This window comes from Bradyrhizobium roseum, assembly GCF_030413175.1.
Classification (GTDB): Bacteria; Pseudomonadota; Alphaproteobacteria; order Rhizobiales; family Xanthobacteraceae; genus Bradyrhizobium; species Bradyrhizobium roseum.
Genome location: NZ_CP129212.1, coordinates 1273318 through 1285844 on the forward strand (window position 1 = coordinate 1273318; position 12527 = coordinate 1285844).

The following is a 12527-nucleotide window of genomic DNA, read 5'->3' on the forward strand; positions in this document are numbered from 1 at the left end:
TCCGCGCGTTTTTCTTTTGCGCGCCGTGTTCGCAATGACGGCGGTGAGAAAGGCTTAAGCCACCATCAGCACGTAGAACACGACCACCGGCGACAGCGTCAGGATCACCGACCAGATGCCGACGCCCCACACGATGTCCTCGGTGGAAAAACCCTGTTGAGGGATGGAATTGTTGCCTTGGAAGTGCACGACGCGCCCCCGCGTTTATTATGGCTCCTGCCAGTCTGATACGCGACCAGTTCTAAAAACCTGGTTGCGATTTCGTTTGCATTTGATTGCATCTGCGATTGCCGATCAGCCACCGGTGGCTTTCTGGTTAATGGTGGGTGACGGCAAAGCCGCTACTTTGAACGAAGGTCCGGCCGCGACATTAGAATTTTATCGGTAGGTGTCTCCCTCGACGACGTTGAGGGGGATGATGATGACCGCGCGTGACAAATATCCGATCGGCGAACTTGCCCAGCGGGCGAATGATGTTTTGCTGGTGTCTTCGTTCGCCGTCTGGGCGATGGTGCTAGGCTTCGCGCCGGTACTGACCTATCACCTCTTGCTCAGCTGATCCCTCCCGCTACGAAGGCGAGAGGGGCCGACCGAATTCTATGCCCGACGCAAGAGCGGCGGCTTGCGCCGCTCGATTTCCTCGTCCAGCAGGCCGGCGAGTTCGGCGCTCACCTCGACCATGGGCAGGCGCACCTCGGCGCTGTCGATTAGCCCGCCGCGCGCCAGCCAATACTTCGCCGGCGCCGGGCTCGGTTCGGCGAACAGGAGCCGGGTCAGAACGGATATTTCCTTCCAGCACGATAGCGCGCCCTGACGGTCGCCCTGCTTCATCAATGTCTGTACCGAAGCGAATGCTTCGGTCTCCAGATGCGCCGACAGCAGGATCGCGCCATCGGCGCCGTCGGCAAGCGCTTGGTGATACAGCGCGTCTTCGCCGGTCAGCACGCGAAAGCCGCGCGGCCGCCTCTCCAAGAAGTCGATCGACTGCGCGCGGTCGGCGCTGCAATCCTTCATGCCGACGATGTTCGGGTGCAAGGCGAGCTGCAGCAGCGTCTCGTTGGTGAGGCTGACGCCGGTGCGGTAGGGGATGTTGTAGAGCACGATCGGCCACGAGGCGCGGTCGGCGAGCGCGGTGAAATGCTGCACCAGCCCGCGTTGCGAGGGACGGAGATAATAAGGGCTCGCGATCAGATAGCCGTCGATCGGCCAGGTCGCCGTCTCATCCAGCGCATCGGAAAGCTTGGCGGTCGAGGCGCCGGACAGGCCGAGCAGGATCGGCAGGCGGCGACCACTGTCGGCGAGTTCGCTGCGCGTCACCGTCACCAGCCGCGCCAGCTCGTCCGCGCGGAGCGACATGCCTTCGCCCGACGTGGCCGCGAGAATGAAGCCGTCTACCTGGCCGGTCGCGTAGTGCCGGACGAGACGGCGCAACGACGTCTCGTCGAGTTCGCCATCGCGCAACGGCGTGATCAGCGGCAGCCAGAGGCCCTGCAAGCGGCTGGCGAGATCGTCGGTCGGTTGGTTCGTCATTGTTCCATCTCCTCATCGGGTGAGCCGGGAGACGGGACCAATAAAAAACCCCGTCCAATCGGCGGGGTTTTCGGGATCGCGGGTTGCGGCGGTCTTCAGCGCGCGCGTCGATCTCGGGTCCCCAAGTGGGGACCTTTTTTCGACAACAGTGCTGCGCACGAACGCGTGATCATGTACAGATGATGCTGGCAGAGGTCTTCAATGTCAATCTGCAGAACAGCGTCAGGCGCAGACGAAAAAAAGCCGGGCCCAAGAGAGCCCGGCTTGAGGTATTGGCCACGTGAGGCCGACACAATCACCTTCCAAGAGGGATTACTGAACTTCCGCGCCACTGGAGGAGGGGGACATATGCGCGACGCGACCGCTCAGCGTTCGAGTACTATGATCCTCATCAGCGTCGCGCGGCAACCGTCCGAGCCGCATGTCTGACATGCGGGGAGCGGGCCCTCTATAAAAATAGGTTAATCATGTAACGCGGATGAAACGTTACCCGCGTGCGGTTGTCGGTGAAGCTTGATCTGCGGGCGGGCGCTTCAGGAGAAAATCTGTCCGCGGGTCGCAGGTCATGCCTGCTACGATGGCCAGCGTTGCGCCTTGCTCACCACGAAATCGCGGAACACCTGCACGCGCGCCACCGTCTTCAACTCTTCGGGATAGACGAAGTAGGTGTCGATCACGATCGAGTCGGTCTCGCCGAACAGCTGCACCAGGCGGCTGTTTTCCTCGACCAGGTAGTCGGGCAGGGCGGCGATGCCGAGCCCTTGCTGGCATGCGCGAACCAGACCCAGAATATTGTTGACCTTGAAGTAGGCCTCGCGCGGGCCCGAGCCGTTGCGGCCGGCGTCGATCAGCCAGGCGCGGTTCTGCAGATGCGGCGGAACCTGCGCATCGCCGAGCATGATGATGCGGTGCGAATCGAGATCGTCGAGGGTGCGCGGCGTGCCGAAGCGCTTGATGTATTCGGGCGAGCAATAGGCGTGGAAGCCGATCGAGAACAGTTTGCGCTGGATCAGGTCCGGCTGCGTCGGCTTGCGGGTGCGGATCGCGACGTCGGCCTCGCGCATCGACAGATCGAGATCCTCGTCGGTGACGATCAGCGAAATCCGGATGTCGGGATAGAGCGCGGTGAATTCGTCGAGCCGCGGGATCAGCCAGTTGATGCCGAGTGCCGGCGGGGTCGTGATCTTGAGGTCGCCGCTCGGCCGCTCGCGGCTGTCGGTCAGTTTGGCGCGGGCCGCCTGCAACTGCATGAACACGTCATGCGCGGTGCGGAACAAGAGATCGCCCTGTTCGGTGAGGATGAGCCCGCGCGCATGGCGATGAAACAGCGACACCGCGAGTTCCTGCTCCAGCGCACTGACCTGTCGCGATACCGCAGATTGCGAAAGCCCGAGCTGTTCGCCGGCGTGGGTAAAGCTTCCCGCCTCCGCAGCCGCGTGAAAGACTTTGAGCTTGTCCCAATCCATATCCCTTGATCCGTCCCGTGTTCGAGGCATGACTATTCAGCCGCCGCGCGATCGCTCGCGCGCAAGGCCAGGAAACGCTCGGCCTCGAGTGCGGCCATGCAGCCGAGGCCGGCGGCCGTGACCGCCTGCCGATAGGTTTCGTCGGCGACGTCGCCGGCTGCGAACAGGCCGGGGATCGAGGTCGCCGTTGAATTCGGCGCCACCTCGACATAGCCCGAGGGTTTCAGCTTGATCTGGCCTTTGACGAGCTCGGTGGCGGGCGCGTGGCCAATGGCGATGAAGACGCCATCGGTCGGCACGTCGGCCAGTGCGCCGGTCTTGACGTTCTTCAGCCTGATATGGGTGACCTTGTTCGGGTTCTCGGTGCCGCAGATTTCGTCCACGGCCGAGTCCCAGATCACCTTGATCTTGGGATGCTTGAACAGCCGCTCCTGCAGGATGCGCTCGGCGCGGAAGTGGTCGCGCCGGTGCACGATGGTGACCTGGTTGGCGTGGTTGGTGAGGTAGAGGGCTTCCTCGACAGCGGTATTGCCGCCGCCGACCACCACGACGTTCTTGTTGCGATAAAAGAACCCATCGCAGGTGGCACAGGCCGAGACACCGCCACCCTGGAATTTCGCTTCGGACGGTATGCCGAGCCAGCGCGCCTGGGCGCCGGTGGCGAGGATCACCGTTTCGGCCAGATAGACATCGCCGCTGTCGCAGGTCAGTCGGAACGGGCGCTCGCCCGCTTCGAGCTTGTTGACGAGGTCGGTGACGATCTTGGTGCCGACATGCGCCGCCTGCTTCTCCATCTGTTCCATCAGCCAGGGGCCCTGGACGACGTCGGCAAAGCCCGGATAGTTTTCGACGTCGGTGGTGATGGTCAACTGCCCGCCGGGCTGAATGCCCTGGATCAGAATCGGCTCCAGCATCGCGCGCGCCGCGTAGATCGCCGCGGTGTAACCGGCGGGGCCGGAACCGATAATGACGACCTTGGCATGGGTAGGCGCGGGCATCGGCGAATCCCTCTCTGACTCGGGGGTGGTGTTGACTGAGCAGAAAGCGCCCGGAACGGCGTCGCACGGCGCTGAAAGTGTCAAATCCAAGTCTAGGACATCTGGGTAGCTATGCAAGAATTGCAATTCATCCCAGCGGATTTTCCCCGGAACTAGGGGTAACAAACTCGAAATGTGGCGGCGCACGCGCAATAAAATTGCGCTAGCGCCCCGGCCTGCGCTAAGAGAGTTGCCTTAAAGACCCTGCCCAAGGCAGCCAGAATTAGGGAACCCGACGCGCGTGTCGAAGAATCTTGACGAAATCGACCTCAAAATCCTCGCCGAAATCCAGGCCGACGGCCGAATCACCAATGTCGAACTGGCCAAACGCGTCGGCATCTCGCCGCCCCCCTGTCTGCGTCGGGTCCGCACGCTGGAGGAGGAGGGGTATATTCAGGGCTATCGGGGCTTGCTCGATCCGCGCCGGCTCGGATTCGACGTCACGGTGTTTGCGTCCGTGCATCTGTCCAGCCAGGCCGATGCGGATCTGCGCGCGTTCGAGGAGTTTGTCCGCGCCGAGCCGCTGGTGCGGGAATGCTGGATGCTGTCGGGAGAGGTGGACTTCATCCTCAAATGCGTCGCGCCCGACATGGCGACATTCCAGGATTTCGTCACCCATTTGACCGCCGCACCCCATGTGCGCAATGTCAGGACGTCGCTGGTGTTGCACAATTCGAAATATGAAGCCGCCGTGCCCCTCGATGTGAAGCTGGCAGGGTGACGATCTTGTAGGGTGGCCAAAGGAGCGTCAGCGACGTCCCCACCATCCATCAGCGATCAGACTGATAGAGGGTGGGCACGCTGCGCTTTGCCCACCCTACGAATTCCTTACGACTTCTTCCGCATCATCGCATCGAGGCTGATCGGGCCGCCGCCGGCCGTCGAGAGATAGAGGCAGGCGAAGCAGAACGCGATCGCAAGCGTGCCGCCGTTGATGAGCGGAAAGAAATTCCTCGGCGCGTGACCCATGAAATAGGCAAAGGCCATTTCGCCCGCCAGAATGAAGGCGACCGGCCGCGTGAACAGGCCGAGCAGCAGGAGCGCGCCCAGAATCAATTCGATCGCACCGGCCGCTCCGGAGAGTGACATCAACTGCACCTTGTTGAGGAAGGCATAGGCGTTGCCGTCAGGAATGACAGGAAACTTCAGAATCTTCGCGACGCCGAATTGAAACAGCAGCAGTCCGGTAATGAAGCGAAACAGGCTCAGCGCCATCGGCTGATATTTCGCGAGCATCCTGTCGAATTGGTCCATGTCATCGTCCCCCTTTTTGACACGCTGGAAGCCAGCACCCCGATATTACACGGTGGCGGTCGATCACGTGTGATACCGACACAACACCGGTGAACTATGAAATCCGCCCCACCTCCACTCACAATCCGGTCAGGACAGCCGCAACAAAAAAGCCGCGTGGCAAACGCGGCTTTGTCGCAACAGTAACTCGCAGGTGACTATCGCCACTCGACCTTGGTGATCTCGTAGGCCTTGGCGCCGCCGGGAGCAACGACCTCCACGGTCGCGCCCTTCTTCTTGCCGATCAGGGCACGCGCCATCGGTGACGTGATCGAGATACGGCCCTTCTTGGCGTCGGCTTCGACCTCGCCGACGATCTGCCAGACCGTCTTCTTTTCGGTATCCTCGTCGATCAGCGTTACCGTCGCGCCGAACTTGACGGTGTCGCCGGAGAGTTTCGAAATGTCGATAATGTCCGCGCGCGCCAGCTTGTCTTCGAGCTCGGCGATGCGGCCTTCATTGTGCGACTGCTCTTCCTTGGCGGCGTGATATTCCGCGTTTTCCGAAAGGTCGCCATGCGAGCGCGCCTCGGCGATATGCTCGATGATTCGCGGACGGTCCTCCGACTGGCGCTTCTTCAACTCGACCTCGAGGGCGGCATAGCCGCCCGCGGTCATCGGTACCTTTTCCATCATCTCTTCCGTCCTTCCATCGTGCGAGCCGCCCGGGGCGTCGCGCGCACGAGGCACTTTTTAGATTTCGATTCGGGCTTTCATGGCCCAATGCGGGCCCGTCCGCCTATTAATTTCGTAATTTTCGGCCCGTCCAAGGGCCTACTCAACATCCAAACGAGCGGTGAGTTCCTGCCATAAGGCTTTATTGCCAATCATTTAGCGGGCTTTTGGCCCGTCTAACGATCAGTTTTCGGAAAAGTAACTCTGCAGGGTACGGACCTCAAGGTCCCCGCCCAGATAGGCGCGAATGCCTTGGGCGGCCGCCACAGCTCCGGAAAGAGTGGTGTAATATGGCACTTTATGCAAGAGGGCAGCCCGCCGCAGCGAACGGCTGTCGGCCAGCGCCTGCGGCCCCTCGGTGGTATTGAAGACGAGCTGGATGTCGCCGTTGGTGATGGCGTCGACGATATGCGGCCTTCCTTCCAGCACCTTGTTGACCTTCTCGGTCGGAATGCCCTCGTCGGTCAGGAAGCGCTGGGTGCCTGATGTGCCCATCACCTTGAATCCGAGCGAGTGCAGGAGGCGGACCGCCTCGCTGATGCGGTGCTTGTCGGTCTCGCGCACCGACACGAACACGGTGCCCTTGCGTGGCACGCGGGTGCCGCCGCCGAGCTGGCTTTTGGCGAACGCCACCGCGAACGAGCGGTCGATGCCCATCACTTCGCCGGTCGAGCGCATCTCCGGGCCGAGCACGGTGTCGACGCCGGGGAAACGCGCGAACGGGAAGACCGACTCTTTCACGCCGACATGGTCGAGCTTGCGCTTCTTCAATTTGAAATCCGCCAGCTTCTCGCCGGCCATGATTCGGGCGGCGATCTTCGCCACCGGCGTGCCCACCACCTTGGCGACGAACGGCACGGTGCGTGAGGCCCGCGGATTGACCTCGAGCACGTAGATATCGCCGTCCTTGATGGCATATTGCACGTTCATCAGGCCGACGACGTCGAGCCCGAGCGCCAATTCACGCGTCTGCCGCTCCAGCTCCTCGATCATCTTCGCGTCGAGCGAATGCGGCGGCAGCGAACAGGCGGAGTCGCCGGAGTGAATGCCGGCCTCCTCGATGTGCTCCATGATGCCGACGATGAAGGTATCCTTGCCGTCGCACAGGCAGTCGACGTCGATCTCGGTGGCGTCGGACAGATAGCGGTCGAACAGCAGCGGATTGGTGCCGAGCACGGTATTGATCTGGCCGGTCTTGTCGTTGGGGTAGCGCGCCTTGACGTCGCCGGGCACCAGTTCGGGCAGGGTGCCGAGCAGATAATCGTTGAGCTGGTTCTCTTCGCGGATGATCTGCATCGCGCGGCCGCCCAGCACGTAGGACGGGCGCACCACCAGCGGCAGGCCGAGATCGGCCGCGACCAGCCGCGCCTGCTCGACCGAATAGGCGATGCCGTTCTTCGGCTGTTTCAGCCGCAGCTTGTCGAGCACGCGCTTGAAGCGGTCGCGGTCCTCGGCGACGTCGATGGCGTCGGGCGAGGTGCCGAGGATCGGCACGTCGGCGGCTTCCAGCGCGCGCGCCAGTTTCAGCGGGGTCTGGCCGCCGAACTGCACGATCACGCCATGCAGCGTGCCGTTCTGCCGTTCGGTGGCGATGATCTCCAGCACGTCCTCGGCGGTGAGCGGCTCGAAATAAAGCCGGTCGGCGGTGTCGTAGTCGGTCGACACCGTCTCCGGATTGCAGTTGACCATGATGGTCTCGTAGCCGGCGTCGGCCAGCGCGAAGCAGGCGTGGCAGCAGCAATAGTCGAACTCGATGCCCTGGCCGATCCGGTTCGGGCCGCCGCCGAGGATCACGACCTTCTTGCGGTCCGACGGCGCGCTTTCGTCCGCCAGCGCGCCCGCGAACGGCGCTTCATAGGTCGAATACATATAGGCGGTGGGGGAGGCGAACTCGGCCGCGCAAGTGTCGATGCGCTTGAAGGCCGGGCGGACGCCGAGCGAGCGACGTTTGGCCGTCACGTCGGCCTCGGTGGTCTCCGTCAGCACGGCCAGCCGCGCATCGGAGAAGCCCATGGCCTTCAGCGTGCGCATGCCGAATGCGTTCGGTGGCAGGCCGTTGCTCCTGACCTTGGCTTCCATATCGATGATGGCGCGCATCTCGCTGAGGAACCACGGATCGATCTTGCAGGAATTGAAGATGTCTTCGTTCGACCAGCCGAGCCGCATCGCTTGCGCCACCTGCAGGAGGCGGTTCGGCGTCGGCGTGCCGAGCGCCGCTCGGATCGCGTTCTTGTCGTCGCCGCGCCCGAGCCCGTCGATCTCGATCTCGTCGAGCCCGGTCAGGCCGGTTTCGAGCCCGCGCAAGGCCTTCTGCAGGCTTTCTTGAAAAGTGCGGCCGATCGCCATCACTTCGCCGACCGACTTCATCGAGGTCGTCAGCGTGGTGGAGGCACCGGGGAATTTTTCGAACGCGAAGCGCGGCACCTTGGTGACGACGTAGTCGATCGTCGGCTCGAACGAGGCAGGCGTCGCGCCGCCGGTGATGTCGTTGGCGATCTCGTCGAGCGTATAGCCGATCGCGAGTTTTGCCGCGACTTTGGCGATCGGGAATCCCGTGGCCTTGGAAGCCAGCGCCGAGGAGCGCGACACGCGCGGGTTCATCTCGATCACCACCATGCGGCCGTCGGCGGGGTTGACGCCGAACTGCACGTTGGAGCCGCCGGTCTCGACCCCGATCTCGCGCAGCACCGCCAGCGAGGCGTCGCGCATGATCTGGTATTCTTTATCTGTCAGCGTCAGCGCCGGCGCCACCGTGATGGAATCGCCGGTGTGCACGCCCATCGGATCGAGGTTCTCGATCGAGCAGACGATGATGCAATTGTCCTTCTTGTCGCGCACCACCTCCATCTCGAACTCTTTCCAGCCCAGCACGGATTCCTCGATCAGGACTTCGTTGGTCGGGGAGGCGTCCAGGCCGCGTTCGATGATGTCGAGAAATTCTTCCTTGTTGTAGGCGATGCCGCCGCCGGTGCCGCCCATGGTGAAGGAGGGACGGATGATCGCAGGCAGCCCGATTTCGGACAGCGCCATCAGCGCCTGACCGAGCGCGTGCTCCTGGTAGCGCTTGCGGCGCTCGCTCTCGCCCAGCGTCCATTGCCGTTCGAGCTCTTCGAGCGCGGCACCGGACAGCTTCGCGCGTTCGGCCTGGTATTTGTCGCGGTAGGATTTCTTCAGCGCCGAGGCATTGGCGAGCCGCGATTTCGGCGTCTCGAGCCCGATCTTGGTCATGGCCTCGCGGAACAGCTGCCGGTCCTCGGCCTTGTCGATGGCGTCAGCCGTGGCGCCGATCATCTCGACGTCGAACTTGTCGAGCGTGCCCTGCCGGCGCAGCGACAGCGCGCAGTTCAGCGCGGTCTGGCCGCCCATGGTCGGCAGCAGCGCAAAGCCGCCGGGAATGACGTGGCGCTCTTTCTCGATGATTTTGGCGACGATTTCCGGGGTGATCGGCTCGATATAGGTCGCATCCGCCAGTTCCGGGTCGGTCATGATGGTGGCCGGATTGGAATTGACGAGGACGATGCGGTAGCCCTCTTCCTTCAGCGTCTTCACCGCCTGGGTGCCTGAATAGTCGAATTCGCAGGCCTGGCCGATCACGATGGGACCGGCGCCGATGATCAGGATGGTGGAGATATCTGTTCTTTTGGGCATCAGCTCTCAGACTGGATTTTGGGCACAAAAAAAGGGCGCGCATGCCGCGCGTCCCCTAAGCCAAGAGCGCGGGTCACCCTCGCGCGCGGGTGGTCTTTAGACCAGATTCAGCACCCGCGAAACCCCCAAAAACGGGCCATCAACGGGGATTTGAGCTATTTGGGCGGGTCGAGGAAGGCGTCTGTCGGAGGCCCTGGTTCGTCTACGCTTTCGCGTCGCTCCAGCTACGCCGGACACGCCCCCGACCTGACGGTCTCTGCGTGGCTGCGCCACGCTTAGCCCGTCAGGGCGAAGCGTGGAGGCCCGGCCTGGATTTGAACCAGGATAAAGAGCATTGCACTGCTCCCGCGTCGACGCTTCCGCCACCGGGCCGCGGCAATCATCGCCGATCACGGTGCGGTGAACCATCCCTTCCGCGCCGTAGGGTTAACAAGCTCAGACCGGAATCAGCCGAGCTGCAGGGCGTGGCGGGCAACGAAGGTCATCCGCCATGGATTGTGCCCGATATTCTGCGGCGCGCGCACGGCGGAGAAGCCGGCCCGGGCGAGCTTCTCGATCATTTCGTTTTCGCCGTAGCGCTGCAGTCCGACGCGGGTGCGCAGTTGCCGATAGTCCGACAGCGCGGTGCTCGCCAGCCCGTAGAGGGCGTCTTTCAGGAAGCCATGGGCGCGCGCGAATTTCAACAGGGCCAGCACGTCCCTGGCCATGCCGACGTCGGGCCGCAGAATGTCGCCCAGCACGAGGCGGCCAGCGGGCTTCAACAGCCGGCGAACCACGGCGAACGCTGTATCCAGCTCTTCCGGCGTCATGTATTGCGCCACCGAGTTCATGATGACGAGATCGACCGCGTCGTCCATCTTCCGGAGATCATCGAGCGAGCGGACGCGGATCTTGGTGTTCGGCGCAAAGCGCGCGATCAGCCGGCCGCGGACGCCGGGAGCGGGTTCGGCCAGATAGAGCTTGGCACAGGCATCGGCCACCTTGGCGGCGGACAACGCCTCGCCGCAGGCATAGTCCAGCACGACGGCGTCGGGCGAGGAGATGTAGCCGATGATGTCGCGCGCAATGATCTGGAAATGCAGGTCGCGATGCAGCTTGCTCGCATAGATCGTATGCGTGGAATCGTAATAGTCGATCCAATCGTCCATGCGCGCGCGCCCGGCAAAGGGTGGTTCCGGCGGCGGAACCAGCCTGAAAGTGATGCGTTAGGTCGTCCGGCGGCCAATGTCCACCGCCGTCAATCTCCGGTTCCTAACAGGAAGGTGCAACGTGAGCAAAACCAACAACAAATCCGCCAAGGTATCGCCCGATCTCGACACGCCGACCGACCTGGCGCCGGCCGCCGTCGAGAAGATTTCGGCCTCGCTCAACGTCCTGCTGGCGGACGCCTTTGCGCTCTACCTGAAGACCAAGAACTTCCACTGGCATGTCAGCGGACGGCATTTCCGCGACTATCACCTGCTGCTGGACGAGCAGTCGGAAGCGATCTTTGCCACCACCGACCAGCTCGCCGAACGCGTGCGCAAGCTCGGCGGCATCACGCTGCGCTCGATCGGCCAGATCGCCAAATTGCAGACCATCCAGGACAACAACGAGGACTACGTGCCGCCCCGCGAGATGCTGCGCGAACTCATGGAAGACAACAAGAACATGGCGGCGGCGATGCGCAAGGCGCACAAGCTCGCCGACGACAACGAGGACAGGGGCACTGCGAGCCTGCTCGAACAGTTCATCGACGAGACCGAGCGGCGAACCTGGTTCCTGTTCGAAGCCAGCCGTCAGGAAGGCGACAACGCGGCGTAACGGCCGGGCGGGAGACGAGGACTCGCGCCCCGGCGGCGCGGCTGCGACAAAGATGCGCGCAAAAAGCGCGCGTCTTTAGGGTGTGCTGCAAGATTCCGATAATCAATTTAAGCGAGCTTGTCCGAGGCTTCGCTATCATGAAAGCCGCCCGGTTGTTTTCGCGCAGAACGGTGTGAATGCAACCATTCCGTGCGCTGCTGGCTGTTCTGATTTGGAAACGAGCGAATGCATAAAATAATTGAATTCAGGGTCCCGCAGGCCGAAGCCGTGCAGGAACCGCAGACGGCGCCGCCGGCCATGGAGCCGATTATGGCGGTGGTCAATTCATTGTCCCATACCCTCACTTGCATCCAGACCATGTGCGCGACCGAGCGGAACGGCGCGATCCGCGACAGGCTGGAGACGGAACGGGCAAATCTGGTCATCGGACTTTTCGTTGCGCGGGTCGCCGCGATGCGGCTGTCTTCGGCTGAGGGGGAAGCAACGGATTCAGCCAACACGATCACGCCGATTGCTCGCCGCGGCTGACGGGCACATCGCTTTATCGCGCGTCTCTCTTCCACAGTCTGACAAGGGGGCCGTCCGCGCCCCTGACCGGATCGGTTTGCGGCAGCTTCACTTCCGGGATGGTCCTCAGCGCCTTGGCGTGATTTTCCGGCGTCGGGCGTGTGATCTGCATCGGCGGTCCTGGCGGATAGGCGCCGACCACGCAGAAATCGGGACTCGCCGATATCAACCGGTGGCCGGTTCCCGCCGGCAGGATGGCAACGTCGCCGGCTGCGATATCCAGCGCCTTGCCATGGTCGCCGCCGAACTGCACGCGCGCATGCCCACGGGCGACGCCGAGCACCTCATGCACGGTGGCGTGGTAGTGCGTATAGTCATAAACGCCGTTGCGCCACATCGCGCCCCAGCCATTGGCGCCGAACAATCCCTCGATGGTCTTTTCCGGGTGGTCGTTCGCAACATCCACCGCGCCCTGGTAGACGAGGAACGGCATCGAATTGTTGGGCACGAGGCCATCATCCTGGAAGACGAGGGCGAGGGGTTCGATGTCGGTGTTGACGACGGACATG

13 protein-coding genes and 1 tRNA gene are annotated in these 12527 nt (G+C 62.8%); 3 read left to right on the forward strand and 11 right to left on the reverse strand.

The annotated features are described in order from the left end of the window. Window positions 1–54: 54 nt before the first annotated feature. Window positions 55–189 (reverse strand): hypothetical protein, encoded by a 135-nt coding sequence (locus QUH67_RS05985; RefSeq protein WP_300945757.1) that lies wholly within the window; start codon window positions 187–189, stop codon window positions 55–57. Window positions 190–421: 232 nt separating this feature from the next. Here QUH67_RS05985 and QUH67_RS05990 point away from each other — a divergent pair, with 232 nt between their 5' ends. Further along, window positions 422–559 carry a hypothetical protein gene (locus tag QUH67_RS05990; protein ID WP_300945758.1) on the forward strand — a complete coding sequence of 46 codons (138 nt, stop codon included), beginning with the start codon at window positions 422–424 and terminating at the stop codon, window positions 557–559. Between the two features lie 38 nt (window positions 560–597). Here QUH67_RS05990 and dapA read toward each other — a convergent pair whose 3' ends face one another. The 3 genes from dapA to trxB all read right to left on the reverse strand — a co-directional run bounded on the left by dapA (window position 598) and on the right by trxB (window position 3994). Then, window positions 598–1530, reverse strand: coding sequence for a 4-hydroxy-tetrahydrodipicolinate synthase (dapA, locus tag QUH67_RS05995; RefSeq protein ID WP_300945759.1), 933 nt, complete (start codon window positions 1528–1530; stop codon window positions 598–600). A 572-nt stretch (window positions 1531–2102) separates the two neighbouring features. Beyond that, window positions 2103–3026: a LysR family transcriptional regulator gene (locus tag QUH67_RS06000; RefSeq protein ID WP_300945760.1), complete on the reverse strand. Its 924-nt coding sequence runs from the start codon at window positions 3024–3026 to the stop codon at window positions 2103–2105. 2 nt (window positions 3027–3028) lie between these two features. Continuing rightward, a complete protein-coding gene (gene trxB, locus QUH67_RS06005; protein WP_300945761.1) occupies window positions 3029–3994 on the reverse strand; it encodes a thioredoxin-disulfide reductase in 966 nt (321 codons plus the stop codon). Window positions 3995–4274: 280 nt separating this feature from the next. On the opposite strand from trxB, the gene QUH67_RS06010 reads away from it, so the two are divergent. Next, entirely contained in the window at window positions 4275–4754 is a 480-nt protein-coding gene (locus tag QUH67_RS06010) for an Lrp/AsnC family transcriptional regulator (RefSeq protein ID WP_300945762.1), read from the forward strand. A gap of 107 nt (window positions 4755–4861) precedes the next feature. Here QUH67_RS06010 and QUH67_RS06015 read toward each other — a convergent pair whose 3' ends face one another. The 5 genes from QUH67_RS06015 to QUH67_RS06035 all read right to left on the reverse strand — a co-directional run bounded on the left by QUH67_RS06015 (window position 4862) and on the right by QUH67_RS06035 (window position 10796). Beyond that, window positions 4862–5287, reverse strand: a complete 426-nt coding sequence (locus tag QUH67_RS06015) for a DoxX family protein (protein ID WP_300945763.1) — start codon at window positions 5285–5287, stop codon at window positions 4862–4864. 197 nt (window positions 5288–5484) lie between these two features. Next, window positions 5485–5958 (reverse strand): transcription elongation factor GreA, encoded by a 474-nt coding sequence (gene greA / locus QUH67_RS06020; RefSeq protein WP_300947954.1) that lies wholly within the window; start codon window positions 5956–5958, stop codon window positions 5485–5487. Window positions 5959–6183: 225 nt separating this feature from the next. Further along, on the reverse strand, window positions 6184–9648 hold the full coding sequence (gene carB, locus QUH67_RS06025) for a carbamoyl-phosphate synthase large subunit (RefSeq protein WP_300945764.1): 3465 nt from the start codon (window positions 9646–9648) through the stop codon (window positions 6184–6186). A 296-nt stretch (window positions 9649–9944) separates the two neighbouring features. Then, a tRNA-OTHER gene (locus tag QUH67_RS06030) sits at window positions 9945–10020 on the reverse strand. A 74-nt stretch (window positions 10021–10094) separates the two neighbouring features. After that, window positions 10095–10796: a class I SAM-dependent methyltransferase gene (locus QUH67_RS06035; RefSeq protein WP_300945765.1), complete on the reverse strand. Its 702-nt coding sequence runs from the start codon at window positions 10794–10796 to the stop codon at window positions 10095–10097. A gap of 76 nt (window positions 10797–10872) precedes the next feature. On the opposite strand from QUH67_RS06035, the gene QUH67_RS06040 reads away from it, so the two are divergent. Further along, window positions 10873–11451 carry a Dps family protein gene (locus tag QUH67_RS06040; RefSeq protein ID WP_407080411.1) on the forward strand — a complete coding sequence of 193 codons (579 nt, stop codon included), beginning with the start codon at window positions 10873–10875 and terminating at the stop codon, window positions 11449–11451. Window positions 11452–11558: 107 nt separating this feature from the next. Here QUH67_RS06040 and QUH67_RS06045 read toward each other — a convergent pair whose 3' ends face one another. Together QUH67_RS06045 and QUH67_RS06050 are read right to left on the reverse strand one after the other, a co-directional pair. Beyond that, window positions 11559–11957 carry a hypothetical protein gene (locus QUH67_RS06045; protein WP_300945767.1) on the reverse strand — a complete coding sequence of 133 codons (399 nt, stop codon included), beginning with the start codon at window positions 11955–11957 and terminating at the stop codon, window positions 11559–11561. 35 nt (window positions 11958–11992) lie between these two features. Further along, on the reverse strand, window positions 11993–12526 hold the full coding sequence (locus tag QUH67_RS06050) for a cupin domain-containing protein (RefSeq protein ID WP_300945768.1): 534 nt from the start codon (window positions 12524–12526) through the stop codon (window positions 11993–11995). Window position 12527: the final 1 nt, after the last annotated feature.